The sequence below is a fragment of the Streptomyces sp. TRM49041 genome (assembly GCF_008271805.1).
GTDB lineage: Bacteria > Actinomycetota > Actinomycetes > Streptomycetales > Streptomycetaceae > Streptomyces.
On the sequence record NZ_VSRY01000147.1, the window covers coordinates 145,716 to 161,532 of the forward strand.

Below are 15,817 nucleotides of genomic sequence, written 5' to 3' on the forward strand. Positions count from 1 at the left end.
CCGCATGAAGACTGCGCGCGAGGCCTGGCGCCGCCTCGAGCCCGTTCACGCCATGATCTACTTCGTCCCCGAGGGAAGGCGACGGTACGCGGACCTGGGCCTGAGCGGTCGCGCCGGGTACTTCACCTCCCGTAGTGCCGCGTTCGGCCGAGCATCAGCCGAGCTGGTCATCTCGACTTTCTACAACTTCAACCCCGATGTCGTACGGCAGGCGGTCGAAGGGGCCTGGGACGCGACGACACCGCAGCAGGTGCTGGACGCGCGGTACGCCGCGGCGGGCGAAGCCCTGCGGCGGGCGGGCATCCACGAGTTGCCCGACCTGAACGAGGTCCTGGCGCTGACCCGCCGGGCCGCCGAGGCGGCCTGCGAACACCCGCAGGGGCGCCCGCTGTTCGCCGCGCATGCCGCACTGCCCTGGCCGGAAGAGCCGGTACTGCAGCTGTGGCATACCCAGACGCTGCTGCGGGAGTTCCGTGGAGACGGCCATGTCGCGTGCCTGCTGAGCGAGGGCGTCGGGGGCTTGGAGGCCCTGATCCTGCACGCCGCGACCGGTGACGTTCCCGTCGGCTTCCTCAAGGCGAGCCGTGCCTGGTCCGAGGAGGAGTGGGCCGGCACCCAGGAGCGCCTGCGCAAACGAGGTCTCCTCGACGGCGACTCCCTCAGCCCGGAAGGCGCGGCCCTGCGCCGGCACATCGAGGACCGCACCGACCGCCTGGCCCTTCCCGCCTACGCAGCCCTGGGTGAGACCGACTGTGAGCGTCTCGCCGAACTCGCGCGCCCCTTCGGCCGCGCCGTCGTCGCAGCCGGCCTTCTCAATCCCGGCTGACCGGGCCCTTATCAGCTGAAGCACGCTCCCACACCAGGGTCATTGGCACGTCCAAGGCTCAGGTACGCCGAAAGGTCGTCGCTGCCGTGCGGCCTGTGGATGCGCCGGGGCAGCGGTGGCGACCGGCGCCGAAAGCCAGCCAGTCACCCGGCGCCAAGTGGTCACCGGTGGCGACCGCGGTCTCGGCGTGTGGCCTGCCGTCGGGCAGCCGGGGGCTCGGCCGGACGGCCCGGCTGCCCGGACCGTGCGGTTGAGTTCGGCCGCCGACGCCGCGGCCACACGCCGAGCAGTGACACCGGCAGCCCGTGGCCGACACGGGCTGCCGTGAGCATTCTCAGATGCCGACAGGCTTGCCCGGGCCAGGCACATGACGGAAACGGAACGGCTCCGGGTCGCGTCCGGCCTGGATGAACCAGCACTCCCCGGTACCGTCGCCGGTGACGATCCGCAGTACCGTGTCCGCCACGACCTCAGCCGGGATGATCGGCATTTCCTGCTCGGAGAGCATGTCGCGCAGGTGGTCGATGATCCGCGACTCGGCGAACCCCGGGCAGACGGCGTTGAAGCGCACGTTGTGAGGCGCGAGAGCCGGCCCCAGGGAGCGTGCGAGTCCCACGACCGCATGCTTGTTGGCGCCATACAGCGGATCCAGCGGTACCGCCGCCAGACCCGCCAGGGACGCGGTCGCCACGATCGCTCCTCCGCCGCGGGCCCGCAGCGCCGGAAGCACCGCATGGGTGCCGAAGACCACGCCGTCGAGGTTGGCCCCCATCGCACGACGGTAGCGCGCCAGGTCGAAGTCCTCGCCGACGCCGCATCCCGTCGCCACCCCCGCGTTGAGAAACGCGATGTCGACACCGCCGCACTGCTCCTGGGCGAAGTCCACCAGCGCACGGTTGGCCTCGAGGTCGGAGACGTCGCAGGCACGGAAATGGCCGTCGATCATCTCGGCCACCTCGCGACCGCCCGCCGCGTCGAGGTCCGCGACCACGACGCGCGCCCCCGCCTTCGCCAGCGCCAGCGCCGTGGCCCGGCCCAGTCCGCTGGCACCTCCGGTGACGATCGCCACCTTGCCCCGGAGCACGGACCCGTTCTCGGCGGCCGTCATGCCAGCTCCAGGACGAGCTTGCCGACGTTCTCGCCGCGGAAGAGCATCTGCAACGTCTCGGGGAAGTCGTCCACGGTCCCCCTGACCACGTGTTCCTTGACCTTGATACGGCCGGCGCCGATCCAGGCGGATATCTCCTGGGCGGCCTCCGCGTAGCGCTTGGCGTAGTCGAAGACGACGAAGCCCTCCATGCGGGCCCGGCGCACCAGCAGCGAGAGGTAGTTCGAGGGGCCCTTGACCGGCGTGGCGTTGTTGTACTGACTGATCGCACCGCACACCACGACACGCGCATGCATCGCCAGCCGGGTCAGGGCGGCGTCGAGGATGTCCCCTCCCACATTGTCGAAGTAGACGTCGATGCCGTCGGGGGCGTGCCTGCGCAGCGCCTTTCTGACGTCCTCGGCGCGGTAGTCGATCGCCGCGTCGAATCCCAGTTCGCCGGTGAGCAACGCGCACTTCTCCGGCCCTCCGGCGATGCCCACGACCCGGCAGCCCTTGGCCTTCGCGATCTGACCCGCGATGGTGCCGACCGCGCCGGCCGCCCCCGACACCACGACGGTCTCGCCGTCCTTCAGCGCCCCGACGTCCAGCAGGCCGAAGTAGGCCGTCATGCCGGGCATGCCCAGCGCACCCAGATACGTCGAGGGCGGGGCGAGGGAGGTGTCGATCTTCAAGGCGCCCCTGCCGTCGGAGACCACGTACTCCTGGACGCCGAACGTTCCGACCACGTGATCACCCGGCTGGAAGTCGGGGTGGTCGGACGTGGTGACCTCGATGACCGATCCGGCGCGCATCACCTCACCGATGCCCACCGGCGGCAGGTAGGAGGGACGGTCGTCCAGCCAGCCCCGCATCGCCGGGTCGAGGGAGATGACGCGTGTCCGGCCCGCGAACCGGCCCGGGCCCGGCTCGTCGACCGGCCCCGCACAGTGCTCCCAGTCATTGGACTGGACCTCGCCCATAGGGCGGGCTGCCAGACGGATCTGGCGGTTGATCGCAGACATAGCGCCTCCTGTCGTCGCGGCTCCCTGCGACCATACCGACCGGTAGGTAGGTCTACTGTCGTGATGTTGACCACATGCCGCCGCCCCCGTGCAGATGCCTATGGTCCGCGGGGTCGTCGAGCCGCGCTTTCGGCGCCCCTGCCGACGTCGAAGCCCTCGCGGAGAGCCTGGCCCCGCCAACATGGTGGACGCGCGCACTCCCACCCAAAGAACTATGGTGTCCCGCCATATACGCCTCTGACCTGCACGTTCCTACGGTGTGGCGACACGAAAACGTCCCCGTCGAACGTCAGGAAGTGGTGCCGATGTCGTCGCCCGCGACCGCTCCCCCAGCCCCGTCCAACCTCAAGCGCATCGTCGCCGCGAGTCTCATCGGCACCACGATCGAGTGGTACGACTTCTTCCTGTACGGGTCCGCCGCCGCGCTGGTGTTCAACAAGCTGTTCTTTCCCGAGTCCGATCCGCTCGTCGGGACGCTGCTGTCGTTCCTGACGTACGCCGTGGGGTTCGCCGCGCGGCCGGTCGGGGCGTTGGTGTTCGGGCACTACGGGGATCGGCTCGGGCGGAAGAAGCTGCTCGTGCTGAGTCTGCTGCTGATGGGTGGGGCGACGTTCGCCATCGGGCTGCTGCCGACCCACGCGACGATCGGCAGTGCCGCGCCCGTGCTGCTCACGGTGTTGCGGCTGGTGCAGGGGTTTGCCCTGGGGGGTGAGTGGGGCGGGGCCGTGCTGTTGGTGTCGGAGCACGGGGACGCCGAGCGGCGTGGGTTCTGGGCGTCGTGGCCGCAGACCGGGGCGCCCGCCGGGCAGTTGCTGGCGACCGGCGTGCTGGCCGCGCTGACGGCGCTGCTGTCGGACGCGGCGTTCGTCTCGTGGGGGTGGCGTGTGCCGTTCCTGCTCTCCGGGGTGCTCGTCGTGGTCGGGCTGTGGATCCGGCTCTCCGTCGACGAGTCGCCGGTCTTCAAGGCCGCGCTCGAGCGTGCCGAGGCGCGTAAGTCGGAGGCGGCGTCGCGCGCGGAGAGGATGCCGCTCGTCGCCGTGCTGCGGTACCACTGGCGCGATGTGCTGATCGCCATGGGCGCCCGTATGGCGGAGAACATCAGCTACTACGTGATCACCGCCTTCATCCTGGTGTACGCGACCACGTCGGCCGGGCTCAGCAAGCAGAGCGCGCTCAACGCCGTCCTCATCGCGTCCGCCGTGCACTTCGCGGTCATTCCGGTGTGGGGTGCGCTGTCCGATCGCATCGGGCGGCGGCCCGTCTATCTCATCGGCGCGGTCGGCGTGGGTGCGTGGATGTTCCCCTTCTTCGCGCTCATCGATGCCGGGGGCTTCGGCACACTGCTGTCGGCCGTGACGGTCGGACTCGTCCTGCACGGGGCCATGTACGCGCCCCAGGCGGCGTTCTTCGCCGAGATGTTCGCTACGCGGATGCGGTACTCGGGCGCTTCGATCGGCGCACAGTTCTCGTCCGTCGCCGCCGGTGCGCCCGCGCCGCTGATCGCGACCGCCCTGCTCGCCGAGTACGGCGGCGCCACTCCGATCGCCCTGTACGTCATCGCCGCCGCGCTCCTCACGGTGGTCGCCATCGCCTGCGCCCGCGAGACCCGCAGCCAGGATCTCGGGGAGCGGGACGGGGATGGCGACCTGGAAGCGCCCCGGCGGGTCGACGCCGCGCGCTGATCAGGTTCCGTGCCGGCCGGCCGCCTCGTGCGGGCCGGCCGGCTTCATCGTTTCAGCGCCGGGGCCATCAGGTGGAGCCGCAGCGCCAGTTGGACCTCCAGCGCCCGGTCCGGGGACTGCCAGTCCGGGCCCAGGAGCCGGCCTATGCGCTCCAGGCGCTGCGCCACCGTGTTGACGTGGACGTGCAGTCGGTCCTTGGTGCGGGCCGGGCTCATGCCGCTCGCGAAGTAGGCGTCCAGGGTGCGGATCAGGTCGGTGCCGCGGCGCCGGTCGTAGGTGACGACCTGGCCGATCGTGCGGTCGACGAAGCCGTCGATGTCGCCCGCGTCGGCGAGGAGGAGGCCGAGGAAGCCCAGGTCCTGGGCGGCGGCGCCCTCGCCCGTGCGGCCCAGCAGGGCCAGCGCGTCCAGGCAGCGGCGGGCCTCGGCGTACGCGGGGGCGATGGCGCCCGGGCGGGTGGCGGGCGCGTCGACCGGGGACGACGCGCCGACGGTGACCGGCTCGCGCAGGGTGCGGCCCAGGTCGCGGGCGGTGCGGCGGGCGACGTCGGCCGCCGTGTCGCCCGGGTCCAGCGGGAGGAGCAGTACGGTGCCGCCGTCACGGGCAGAGGCCAGGCCACGGCGGGTGGCGGCCAGGTGGGAGGCGGCCGACCAGAGCCGCTGCCGGTCGGCCCCGGCCCCCTGGGATCGGCCGCCCGGCAAGGGCCCGGCGCAGCCCCGCGCGGCGCCACCCCCCGTGCCGCCGGGTCCTTCCACCCGGGCCGCCAGCACCACATGCGGGGCGTCGAAGTCGGCGCGCAGCCGGGTCGCGCGGTCCTTCAGGAGTCTGGGGTCGCGGTCCGGCGCGTCGATCAGGTCGTCCAGGAGCTCGCCCCGGACGCGTTGTTCGGCCTCGCCCGCCGAGCGGTGGGCGAGCAGCAGCAGGGAGGTGACCATCGCGGCGCGTTCCAGGGTCCGCCGGTCGACCGGGTCGGGCCCGGTGTCGCCGCGGAGCACGAGCGCGCCGAACACCTCGCCGCCCGCCGACACGGCGGCCACCCAGTCGTCGCCGTGCCGCACCGCGCGCCCGTCGTCGGCGGCCCCGGACGGTGGCGCCTCGGTGAACTCGACCGTGCCGCCGAGGACTTCCGACACTGCGTCCGTCACGTCCTGGACGCCGCCGCCGCGCAGTACGAGCTCGGTGAGCCGGTCGTGGACCTCCGAGGCGCGTTCGATGACGGCGCTGCGGTCGCGGATGATGCCGTTGGCGCGCTCCAGCTCGGTGAGGGCCGTGCGGGTCTCGGACAGGAGGTTCGCCGTGTCGATGGCCACGGCCGCGTGTGCGGCGAACGAGCCCAGGAGGGCCACCTGTTCGCGTTCGAAGACCCGGGCGCGGCGGTCCGCGGCGAAGAGGACGCCGATGACCTGGCTGCCGAGCGTGAGAGGTACGCCCAGGATCGCGACCAGGCCCTCGTCCCGTACGCCCGCGTCGATCGCGCGCGTGTGCCGGAACCGGTCGTCGTCGAAGTAGTTGTCCGTCACGTACGGGCGGGCCGTCTGGGCGACCAGGCCGCCGAGGCCCTCGCCCATGCCGAGGCGGAGCTGCTGGAAGCGCGCCGAGACGGAGCCCTCCGTGACGCGCATGTACGTGTCGCCCGCGACCGGGTCGTTCAGGCTCAGATAGGTGACCTCGGTGCCGAGCAGGGACCGGGCGCGCTGCACGATCGCGCGGAGCACCGCGTCCAGGTCGCGCAGGCCCGCCAGGTCGTGGGCGGTCTCGAAGAGCGCGGACAGCTCGGCCTCACGGCGTCGGCGCCCCTCCAGCTCGGCCCGGACGCGCAGCGCGAGTTGCTTCGCGTGCTCCAGCCCGGCGAGCGTCGTGGCGTCCGCGCCGGTCGCCCTGGCGAGGAGCGCGGGTCTGTCGTACGCCTCGACGGCCGCGCCCCGCGCCAGGAGCTCCAGGTAGGAGTCCTGCTCGGGACGGGGCAGCGCATGCTGTTCTTCGGACATGGTCACAGGGATACCTGCCGTACGTCGGGGCGCACCAGCCCTGTGGACGACCGCCCGCCGCGGAAGACGGTCAGTGGGCGGTCCAGCCGCCGTCCAGGGCCAGTGAGGTGCCGGTGATGAAGGCGGCCTGCGGGGTGCAGAGATAGGCGACGGCCTCGGCGACCTCCTCGGGTTCCACGAGTCGCTTCAGCGCCGAGCCCTTGAGGAGCACCTCGGTCAGGACGCGCTCGGGCGGGATGCCGTGCGCCGCCGCCTGGTCGGCGATCTGCCGCTCGACGAGGGGCGTGCGTACATATCCGGGGTTGACGCAGTTGGAGGTGACGCCGTGCGGGGCGCCTTCGAGTGCTGCGGTCTTGGAGAGCCCCTCCAGGCCATGTTTGGCGGCCACATAGGCGGACTTGAAAGCTGAGGCGCGCAGCCCATGGACGGAGGAGAGGTTGACGATACGGCCCCACCCCTGCCCGTACATATGTGGCAGCGCGCCTCTGATCAGGCGGAACGGCGCCTCCAGCATGACGGTGAGTACCGTGTGGAAGACGTCGGGCGGGAACTGCTCCAGCGGGCGCACGAGTTGCAGCCCGGCGTTGTTGACGAGGACGTCGGCGCCGGCCGCCGTCTTCTCCGCCGCGTCGAGGTCGGTCAGGTCGAGGACGTGCGACCGGACCGTACCGGGCAGGCCGCGCGCCTCCCCGGTCAGTGCGGTGAGGCCGGCGGCGTCCCGGTCGACGGCCCTGACCTCGGCGCCGGCCGCCGCGAGCCGCAGTGCGCAGGCGCGCCCGATGCCTCCGGCGGCGCCGGTGACGAGCGCGGTGCGGCCGCAGAGGTCGAGGGCGACGGCGTGCGGGGCGGGGCGGGGCGAGGAGGTGGGCGCGGTCATGTTCCGCACCCTAAGGAGCCCCACCTCACCCCCCGATATGGTCAGAACCCATAGTTCAGAGCCTCGGAGTGGTGGAGAACCATGTGGGTTCCTCGGTGCGGGCCTGCTTGATCCGGAACAACTGCCGCTCGTGCAGCGGCGGCAGCCCGTCCACCGGAAACCAGCCGACCTCCAGCGCCTCGTCGTCGTTGACGCGGGCCTCCCCACCGGTGGCGCGGCAGCGGAAGGTGATGTCCATGTACTGGCACTGGTCGCCGTTGGGGTAGGTGACGGGCTCCCGCTGGCCCTCGACGAGGACGACCCGCTCGGCCAGGCACTCCACACCCGTCTCCTCGTACACCTCGCGCACGGCGGTCACGGCGGGCTGCTCCCCCGGTTCGGCGATGCCGCCGATGAGCGCCCACTTGCCGTCGTCGGCCCGCCTCATCAGCAGCACACGCTCCTCGTGGTCCAGGACGACGGCGGTGACGCCCGGCAGCAGGAGGAGCTGGTGACCGGCGGTGGCCCGAACGGCCTTGATGAAGTCGGGGGTTGCCATGCCCAGACCCTACTGGCCGACGGGACCCTGCCGGCCGTCCGGACCTGTCGGCTGTCCGGGCCTGCCGGCCGTCCGGGCCTGCCGGCCGTCCAGACCCCTCCGGTCGTCCCGACCTACTGGTCCGGCGTAGCCTTCCTGCGGCGTACGGCTCCGGCGGCCGCCCAGCCGAGGCCGCCGAGCGCGACGGCGGCCAGCGCCGCCTCCGGCAGGACGCCCATGCGGGTCGCCGGGGTCAGGGAGGAGCGCAGCGGGACCTCGGCGACCAGCGCGTCCGGCGTGAACAGCTCCGACTGCCGGATGATCCTTCCGTCCGGGAGGATGATCGCGCTGACGCCACTGGTGACCGGTACGACCACGGTACGGCTGTGCTCGACGGCCCGGACCCGGTCCATGGCGAGCTGCTGGTAGGTCATCTCGGTACGCCCGAACGTGGCGTTGTTGCTGGGTACGGAGATGAGCTGCGCGCCGTGCGTGACGGTGTCTCGGACCGCCCAGTCGAACGCGGCCTCGTAACAGGTGGCGAGGCCGACGCGGGTGCCGGCCAGGTCGAAGACGCCGATCTCGCTGCCAGGGCCGAAGTCGCGGCTGACCCGGTCGACGTCCTTGTTGAAGAGCCGTACGACGGAGCGCATCGGGATGTACTCGCCGAACGGCTGGACGTGCCGCTTGTCGTAGGTGGCGACGGGGCCCCCACGCGGGTCCCACTGGACGAGCGTGTTGCGGAGCTTGCCGGTCTCCGGGGTGACGACGGCACCGACGACGGTCGGTACGCCGATGGCCCGTACGGCGCGGTCGATGACGTCGCGGGCGTCGGCGTTGCGGTACGGGTCGAGGTCGGAGGAGTTCTCCGGCCACAGCACGAAGTCGGGCGCGGCCGCCTTGCCCGCCGCGACGTCGGCGGCGAGCTGCTCGGTGCGCCGCGCGTGGTTGTCGAGGACGGCGCGGCGCTGGGCGTTGAAGTCCAGGCCGAGGCGGGGGACGTTGCCCTGGACGGCGGCGACCGTCGCGGTGCCGTCCTCGGCCGCTGTGGAGATCAGCGGTTGGGCGGCGACGGCGCCGGTGACCGGGGCGAGCACGGAGAGCGCCGCGGCCGCGAGGGGCCCGCGCGGCAGGGTGCCGGTGGCGCGGCGGACCAGAGCGAGGCGGACGGCCTCGTACAGGCCGAAGCCGCACAGGACGACGGCGAAGCCGAGGACGGGCGTGCCGCCGACGGCGGCGAGCGGCAGGAACGCCCCGTCGGCCTGTCCGAAGGCGACCTTGCCCCAGGGGAAGCCGCCGAACGGGACACGCGCGCGTACCGCCTCGCCCAGGACCCACACGGCGGCGGCGAACACCGGCCAGGCGGGCAGCCGCGACACGGCGGCGACGCCGAGGCAGGTGGCGGCGACCAGGAGCGACTCGGCGACGACGAGCGCCAGCCACGGCACCGGCCCCACCTCCTCGCCGGTCCACACCAGCAAGGGGAGCAGGAATCCGAGGCCGGCCAGGAAGCCGAGGCCGAACCCGGCCCGGAGGCGGCGGCCGCGCAGGGTCCGGCCGAGCAGGGCGAAGGCGGCGAGCGCGAGCCACCACAGGGGTCTGGGCGGGAAGCTCAGGAACAGGAGGGCCCCGGACAGCACCGCCGCCCCGGGCCGTATGTACCGCCGCAGGAACCGCCGTCCGCGCGGCTCCTCGGGCTCCGGAGCTTCGGGTACGGCGGCGGAATCGATGGTGGCGGTCACGTCCCGGAGTCTACGGCGCGTGGCGCCGCGTCGGGGGTCCGGACCGCTCCCGGTGCCGGTCAGCGGCCGTGGCCTGCCATTCTGCGTCGCAGGTGGAGGCGGTGGCGGATCACGCGCACCGCTGTCTCGGCGTCGTCGACGGTCACGGTGAAGCTGCGGCCGTCACCGAGGGTGAGGACGAGGCCCTCGCCGCGGCGTACGACGACGGCCGTGCCCATCTCGGGGCGCCACCGGTAGCCCCAGCCGCCCCACTGCCGGGGTGTGACGCGCGGGGCGAACTCCGCACCCACGACATGTTCGAGCGGGATACGGCGGCGGGGCAGTCCCATGTGGCCGCACCGCACCTCGAGGGCGTGCCGGTCCACGGTGAGCTCGACATGGACGAAGGCGAGGGTCCCGAAGAGGACGAGGAGCCCCACGGCGACGCAGCCGACCACCGCCATCAGCAGGGCGGTGATGCCCCCGGTCCAAACCGCGTCCACGGCAAGTCCGACGCCGAGGGCCAGGCAGGCCGCACCGGCCGCTGCCAGCAGCCACTGGACGCGGTTGGTCGCGCGGCCCTTCCAGGTCTCTGGCACGGCGGGCACGAAGTCCCGGGCCGGGAGCTCGGAGCGGGGATGGGCCCTCTCGGGGTCCCTGGAGTCCCTCATACCCGTGAGCGTACCCACGTTCCCGCACTGTGGCGCCTGGTCCGCCCGCGACCGGGTGAGCGCCGTCGAGGGGACCCGCGAAGGTCAGGCGACCGGTGCGCCCGCGCCCAGCAGGCGGCCCTCCGGGTAGGTCAGCGCCGCCGGGGGCAGCTCGGAGGGGCGGCCGCTGAGCAGCACGGTGAGCCCGGCACCCGGCGCGGGCACGGCACCCGAGGCGGTACCAGGCGCCGGCCAGGTGTCCGAGGCGGTTCCGGCGTCCGGACGGGCGTCGGCACCGATGCGGCGCAGGGCCTGGGCGGCGACCGCGTCGGCCGAGCCGTGCAGGGTCACGTCCCGGCCGGTGACGGGCCGCAGCGCCGCACGGATGCGCTCCTCGACCAGCTCGTAGTGGGTGCAACCGAGGACGACGGTGGTCACCCCGGGCGGGGTGAGGGCGGCGGCAGCGGCGATCGCGGCGTCGATGCGCCGGTCGTCGGCGTACTGCACGGCGTCGGCCAGACCGGGGCAGGGCACCTCCGTGACATCGACGCCGGACGCGAACTCCGCGATGAGCCGCTGCTGGTACGCGCTGCCGGTGGTGGCGGGGGTCGCCCAGATGGCGACGGGCCCGCCCCCGGCGGCGGCCGGCTTGATCGCCGGTACGGTGCCGATGACCGGGATGCGGGGCTCCAGCTCGGCACGGAGCGCGGGCAGCGCGTGGACGGACGCCGTGTTGCAGGCCACCACGAGCGCGTCCGGCGCGTGTGCGGCGGCGGCGCGGGCCACGGCCAGCGCGCGCGAGGCGACGTCGTCGGGCGTACGGGGTCCCCAGGGCAGCCCGTCGGGGTCCGAGGAGAGTACGAGACCGACGTCGGGCCGCAGCCGACGCACCGCGGCGGCCGCCGCCAGCAGGCCGATCCCGGAGTCCATGAGCGCGATCTTCACCCGGTCACCCTAGCCGAAGGCCCCTGCGCACGCCCCGATGTGGGGCAGACTGCGGCGAATGAGCGTGCTTGCGTGGATCGCCCTGGCATCGTGTGCGGCCTGGGCGTGGCTTCTTCTCGGTCAGGGCCTGTTCTGGCGCACCGATCAGCGGCTGCCGCGCGGCTCGGTCGCACCGGACGTGTGGCCGTCCGTGGTGGTCGTGGTCCCGGCGCGGGACGAGGCGGGGATTCTGCCGGTGAGCCTGCCGTCACTGCTGGGGCAGGACTATCCGGGCCGGGCGGAGGTCGTCCTCGTCGACGACGGCAGCGAGGACGGTACGGGGGAGCTGGCGCGTGAGCTGGCCGCACGGCACTCGGAGCGGTACGGGCGGGGGCTTCCGCTGACCGTGGTGTCGCCGGGTCCGCCGGAGCCCGGCTGGACGGGCAAGCTGTGGGCGGTACGGCACGGTATCGGGCTGGCACACGCGCGCGGGGAGGGCGCTCCGGAGTTCCTGCTCCTCACGGACGCCGATATCGCCCACGCGCCGGACAGCCTCCGCCGGCTGGTGGCGGCGGCCGGCTCGCACGGCCTGGACCTGGTGTCGCAGATGGCGCGGCTGCGGGTGGCGGGCGCCTGGGAGCGGCTGATCGTCCCGGCCTTCGTCTACTTCTTCTGTCAGCTGTACCCGTTCCGGTGGATCAACCGGGCCGGGGCGCGGACGACGGCCGCGGCGGGCGGCTGTGTACTGCTGCGCACGGAGGCGGCCCGGCGGGCCGGGGTCCCGGACGTGATCCGGGACGCGGTGATCGACGATGTGGCCCTGGCGCGGGCGGTGCGCCGCTCCGGCGGGCGGATCTGGCTGGGGCTCGCCGAGCACGTCGACAGCGTCCGGCCGTATCCGCGGCTGGCGGACCTGTGGCGGATGGTGGCGCGCAGCGCCTACGCCCAGCTGCGGCACAGCGGCACACTGCTCGCCGGGACCGTCGCGGGACTGGCTCTCGTCTATCTGGCGCCGCCGCTGTGCCTGGCGGCCGGGGTGGCCGACGGGGACGCGGTGGCGGGCTGGGCGGGTGGCGTGGCCTGGGCGGTGATGACGGGGACGTACCTCCCGATGCTCCGCCACTACCGGCAGCCGCTGTGGCTCGCTCCGCTGTTGCCGGTGACTGCTCTCCTCTATCTCCTGATGACCGTCGACTCGGCGGTCCAGCACCACCAGGGGCGGGGTGCCGCCTGGAAGGGGCGCACATACCCGCGCCCCCGGACGGCGTCGGACCAGCGCTGAGCGCCCCCGCCCCATCCGGCTACTTCCGGCCGGGGGTCCAGTTCATCCCCCAGCCGTACTCGCGGTCGATGGTGCGCTGGGGGCTGACTCCGCGCGCGGGCACGAGGTAGCGGGCCTCGCGCTGGATGACGAGGTCGTCGCCCCGGCGGGTGATCAGGGCGAGGGCGCAGACGGTGGAGGGCACGGTGCACTCGTCGAGGAAGAACTCGACGGGCGCGCCGTGCTGCGGCGTCAGCGTGACTGTGGCGTGCAGATCGGCGAAGCTGCGGGCGCCCTCGTAGATGGTGACGAAGACGAGGATCTTGCGGAACGCGTCCTTGCGGTCCAGGTTGACGGTGAGGTTCTCACCGGTGGTCACCGCGCCGGTGCGGTCGTCGCCGTCGAGGTGGATGTACGGCGGGTGGCGCAGGGCGCCGAAGGCGTTGCCGAGGGCCTGGATGACGCCCTTGCTGCCGTCCGACAGCTCGTACAGCGCGCACAGATCGAGGTCGAGGTCGGAGTGGTGGGCGACGGCGCGGCCGCGCTTGGCGCCCCAGCCGCGGAACTGTTTGCGTACCTCCCAGTTGAGGTTCACGCGCAGCGCGCCGGAGGTGCCGCCCTGCTTGGCGAGGGAGACGGAGGGGGCGTCCTTGGTCAGAGTCACCTTGGACAGCCGCACAGGCGCGGGAGCGGAGTTCTGCGCGGGAGCCGGGGCGGGAGCCGGGGACGGCGGCGAGGGCACGGCCGGCGGCCTCGGTGCCGCCGGGCCGAAAGCGGGAGCGGCCGCCGACGCGGGGGCGGGGGCGGGGGCGGGGGCGGGCGGAGAAGCGGTACGCGGCGGCGGCACCGCCCGCTGGGGCTCGTCGACCGTGATGCCGAAGTCCGTTGCCAGCCCCTCCAGTCCGGTGCCGTACCCCTGACCGACCGCGCGGAACTTCCAGGCGCCCTGGCGGCGGTAGAGCTCGCCCATGATGAACGCGGTCTCCACCGTCGCGTCCCGGCTCTCGTACCGCGCGACCTCGGTGCCGTCCGCCGCGTCCAGCACCCTGACGCACAGGTCCGGCACCTGGCCGAAGGTGCCGCCGTCCGCGGACGCCGTCAGGACGATCCGCTCCACCGCGGGCTCCACGCGCGCGAGATCGACGGTGAGTCCGTCCGTCACCGACGCGCCCGAGGCGCGCTTCCCGTCATGACGTACGGAACCCGAGGGGTGCGCGGCCTGGTTGTAGAAGACGAAGTCCGCGTCGGAGCGCACTTTCCCCGACACGAGCAGTAGTGCCGAGGCGTCCACATCCGGTACGCCCGGTCCCGAACGCCACCCCAATTCGACGCGCAGAGCTCGCGCCGGTACCGGAACATTGGCTCCTTTAAGCATGGACATGCCCGCCCCCATCGCGTGTCGAGCCACAGGTTTCTTATGTATCGGCCACGTTAATCCCGCCGGTGCGCCCGTGCCCCGGAGACCCGGCGGTAACCCCCCGCCAGCTCGGCTTTTACACGATCATCACGCCGTGCCGCGACCGATTTTCCCATATTCGGTCACATTGGTGTTCCGTCGTCACTCAAGACGCGTCAAACAACCTGCTTATCGGCCTTCCAACCTGCACATCGTGGGCTTAACTTAGGGCCATGACCTCCCCCCGTGCCTCGTACGGTGGTGCGTACTATCACGCGCCGTCGTTCCCGGACACCCCGATCTACGACTCCCTGGTCGCAGAGCGGGGCACGCCTCAGATCGCCCCGATCCGAGTGCCCTCCGCGTACGACACCGGCAGCTCGTACATGCCGGCGCTGCCCGCGGCCCTTCCCGCCCTACCGGCGGCCCCCACTCCCCAGCCCGCCCCGTCGTACGGCGGTGGTTACGGCTACCCCCAGCAGGCCGCCGCGCCGCAGCCCGCCCCGCTGCAGCACGCCCCGGCCGCCTACGCCCCGCAGCAGGCCGCGGCCCCGCGCGGCTACGGCTACCCCGGCCCGCAGGGCCCCCAGCCGGTCCGCCCGATGGCCACCGGGTACGAGGCGATGCGCCCCGCCGCGGCCCCGCGCCCGGTCCAGGCGCCCGTCGCGGCTCCGTACGAGGAACAGTACCGACGGCCGTACCAGGGCGGCGGATACTGAGGCCGCGCGCGGACACCGGCGTTTGACGGCCGGGAGCTCCTGCCAGGATGAGGCCATGCCCAGTGTTGAGGTCACGCCCCGACTTGTCCTGAGTTCCCTGCATGTCCACCCGGTGAAGGCCATGGGAGGTACCGCGCCCGCGCACGCGGAGGTGGAGCCGTGGGGGCTGGCCGGGGACCGCCGCTGGATGCTGGTCGACACGGCGGGGCGGGTGGTGACCCAGCGTCAGTACCCCCGGCTCGCCCTGGCCTCCGCCGAACTGCCGCCCGACGGCGGTGTCCGGGTCTCCGCGCCGGGCCGCGACCCGCTGACCGTCCCGGTGCCCGACCCGGCGGTCGGCACGCTCGCCGTGGACCTCTTCGGGACGAAGGTCGACGTCGTGCCCGCCGACTCCGCGGCGGACGCGTGGTTCAGCGCGTACCTGGACACCGGGGTACGGCTGGTGCACCTCGACGACCCGGCACGCCGCCGCCCCGTCGACCCCGAGCACGGCCTGCCCGGCGAGACCGTCAACCTCGCCGACGGCTTCCCGCTGCTGGTCACCACGACCGCCTCCCTCGACGCCCTCAACGCGCTCATCGCGGACGGCGACCACGCCGACGAAGGGCCGCTGCCCATGGAGCGGTTCCGGCCGAACGCCGTCGTCGACGGCACCACGGAGTGGGAGGAGGACCGGTGGGCCCGCGTCGCGATCGGCGAGGTCACCTTCCGCGTCGTCAAGCCGTGCGCGCGCTGCGTCGTGACGACGACCGACCAGCGGACCGCCGTGCGGGGCAAGGAGCCGCTGCGTACGCTCAGCCGGCACCGGCGGTTCGGCAACCGACTGGTCTTCGGGCAGAACCTCGTACCGGAGACGACCGGCCGCCTGCGGATCGGCGACCCGCTGCGGATCCTCGCCACGCGTGAGACGGACGCGCCACAGGCCGGCGCATAGGCCGCGGCCGCCGCCGACCGACAGCTCCGTATCCCGGTCGAGGCGCGCTGGACGGCGCCCGACGGCACCGGAAACACCGGCACACCGACCGTCGCACGGCGGTCCGCCGACGCGGGCGACACGGTCCCGCTGTGAATCGACGCGCGTGGGGCGGCCCGTCGACCGGCCGCTCAGCACCGACTCGGCACGCGAACACGCCGTACTCGTCGG

The 15,817-nt window shown here is 73.1% G+C and carries 14 protein-coding genes; 5 read left to right on the top strand and 9 right to left on the bottom strand.

The annotated features are described in order from the left end of the window. Positions 1-4 precede the first annotated feature (4 nt). On the top strand, positions 5-826 hold the full coding sequence (locus FVS66_RS21630; protein ID WP_149182839.1) for an SCO6745 family protein: 822 nt from the start codon (positions 5-7) through the stop codon (positions 824-826). A gap of 334 nt (positions 827-1,160) precedes the next feature. On the opposite strand, the gene FVS66_RS21635 is transcribed toward FVS66_RS21630, so the two are convergent. Then, positions 1,161-1,895: an SDR family oxidoreductase gene (locus FVS66_RS21635; RefSeq protein WP_262387130.1), complete on the bottom strand. Its 735-nt coding sequence runs from the start codon at positions 1,893-1,895 to the stop codon at positions 1,161-1,163. A 35-nt stretch (positions 1,896-1,930) separates the two neighbouring features. Next, a complete protein-coding gene (locus tag FVS66_RS21640) occupies positions 1,931-2,938 on the bottom strand; it encodes an NADP-dependent oxidoreductase (protein ID WP_187645643.1) in 1,008 nt (335 codons plus the stop codon). Between the two features lie 305 nt (positions 2,939-3,243). Here FVS66_RS21640 and FVS66_RS21645 point away from each other — a divergent pair, with 305 nt between their 5' ends. Then, entirely contained in the window at positions 3,244-4,620 is a 1,377-nt protein-coding gene (locus FVS66_RS21645; RefSeq protein WP_187645644.1) for an MFS transporter, read from the top strand. A gap of 44 nt (positions 4,621-4,664) precedes the next feature. Here the strand turns inward: FVS66_RS21645 and FVS66_RS21650 are convergent, their stop codons facing one another. From FVS66_RS21650 to FVS66_RS21675, 6 genes are all read right to left on the bottom strand, one after another. Next, entirely contained in the window at positions 4,665-6,608 is a 1,944-nt protein-coding gene (locus FVS66_RS21650; RefSeq protein WP_149182842.1) for a GAF domain-containing protein, read from the bottom strand. A gap of 70 nt (positions 6,609-6,678) precedes the next feature. Further along, positions 6,679-7,485 carry a 3-hydroxybutyrate dehydrogenase gene (locus FVS66_RS21655; protein WP_149182843.1) on the bottom strand — a complete coding sequence of 269 codons (807 nt, stop codon included), beginning with the start codon at positions 7,483-7,485 and terminating at the stop codon, positions 6,679-6,681. A 55-nt stretch (positions 7,486-7,540) separates the two neighbouring features. Then, on the bottom strand, positions 7,541-8,023 hold the full coding sequence (locus tag FVS66_RS21660) for an NUDIX domain-containing protein (protein WP_149182844.1): 483 nt from the start codon (positions 8,021-8,023) through the stop codon (positions 7,541-7,543). Between the two features lie 113 nt (positions 8,024-8,136). Continuing rightward, positions 8,137-9,744: an apolipoprotein N-acyltransferase gene (gene lnt, locus FVS66_RS21665; RefSeq protein WP_149182845.1), complete on the bottom strand. Its 1,608-nt coding sequence runs from the start codon at positions 9,742-9,744 to the stop codon at positions 8,137-8,139. 59 nt (positions 9,745-9,803) lie between these two features. Continuing rightward, positions 9,804-10,394 carry a hypothetical protein gene (locus FVS66_RS21670; protein ID WP_262387131.1) on the bottom strand — a complete coding sequence of 197 codons (591 nt, stop codon included), beginning with the start codon at positions 10,392-10,394 and terminating at the stop codon, positions 9,804-9,806. A gap of 84 nt (positions 10,395-10,478) precedes the next feature. Then, complete coding sequence (locus tag FVS66_RS21675; RefSeq protein ID WP_149182846.1) at positions 10,479-11,318, bottom strand: glutamate racemase; 840 nt, start codon at positions 11,316-11,318, stop codon at positions 10,479-10,481. Between the two features lie 58 nt (positions 11,319-11,376). Between FVS66_RS21675 and FVS66_RS21680 the strand changes: the two genes are divergently transcribed. Next, positions 11,377-12,579 carry a glycosyltransferase gene (locus FVS66_RS21680; protein ID WP_149182847.1) on the top strand — a complete coding sequence of 401 codons (1,203 nt, stop codon included), beginning with the start codon at positions 11,377-11,379 and terminating at the stop codon, positions 12,577-12,579. A gap of 19 nt (positions 12,580-12,598) precedes the next feature. Here FVS66_RS21680 and FVS66_RS21685 read toward each other — a convergent pair whose 3' ends face one another. Then, positions 12,599-13,951, bottom strand: a complete 1,353-nt coding sequence (locus FVS66_RS21685; protein WP_149183007.1) for a TerD family protein — start codon at positions 13,949-13,951, stop codon at positions 12,599-12,601. A gap of 236 nt (positions 13,952-14,187) precedes the next feature. Between FVS66_RS21685 and FVS66_RS21690 the strand changes: the two genes are divergently transcribed. After that, a complete protein-coding gene (locus tag FVS66_RS21690; RefSeq protein ID WP_149182848.1) occupies positions 14,188-14,673 on the top strand; it encodes a DUF6643 family protein in 486 nt (161 codons plus the stop codon). A gap of 55 nt (positions 14,674-14,728) precedes the next feature. Next, positions 14,729-15,607 (top strand): MOSC N-terminal beta barrel domain-containing protein, encoded by an 879-nt coding sequence (locus tag FVS66_RS21695; protein ID WP_149182849.1) that lies wholly within the window; start codon positions 14,729-14,731, stop codon positions 15,605-15,607. Positions 15,608-15,817: the final 210 nt, after the last annotated feature.

Bases quoted from the DNA above. Each gene is read 5' to 3' on its own strand.
- FVS66_RS21640 (WP_187645643.1), bottom strand. From the start codon at position 2,938: ATGTCTGCGATCAACCGCCAGATCCGTCTGGCAGCCCGCCCTATGGGC.
- FVS66_RS21650 (WP_149182842.1), bottom strand. From the start codon at position 6,608: ATGTCCGAAGAACAGCATGCGCTGCCCCGTCCCGAGCAGGACTCCTAC.
- FVS66_RS21695 (WP_149182849.1), top strand. From the start codon at position 14,729: ATGCCCAGTGTTGAGGTCACGCCCCGACTTGTCCTGAGTTCCCTGCAT.
- FVS66_RS21680 (WP_149182847.1), top strand. From the start codon at position 11,377: ATGAGCGTGCTTGCGTGGATCGCCCTGGCATCGTGTGCGGCCTGGGCG.
- FVS66_RS21690 (WP_149182848.1), top strand. From the start codon at position 14,188: ATGACCTCCCCCCGTGCCTCGTACGGTGGTGCGTACTATCACGCGCCG.
- FVS66_RS21660 (WP_149182844.1), bottom strand. From the start codon at position 8,023: ATGGCAACCCCCGACTTCATCAAGGCCGTTCGGGCCACCGCCGGTCAC.
- FVS66_RS21685 (WP_149183007.1), bottom strand. From the start codon at position 13,951: ATGGGGGCGGGCATGTCCATGCTTAAAGGAGCCAATGTTCCGGTACCG.
- FVS66_RS21645 (WP_187645644.1), top strand. From the start codon at position 3,244: ATGTCGTCGCCCGCGACCGCTCCCCCAGCCCCGTCCAACCTCAAGCGC.
- FVS66_RS21630 (WP_149182839.1), top strand. From the start codon at position 5: ATGAAGACTGCGCGCGAGGCCTGGCGCCGCCTCGAGCCCGTTCACGCC.
- FVS66_RS21655 (WP_149182843.1), bottom strand. From the start codon at position 7,485: ATGACCGCGCCCACCTCCTCGCCCCGCCCCGCCCCGCACGCCGTCGCC.
- FVS66_RS21670 (WP_262387131.1), bottom strand. From the start codon at position 10,394: ATGAGGGACTCCAGGGACCCCGAGAGGGCCCATCCCCGCTCCGAGCTC.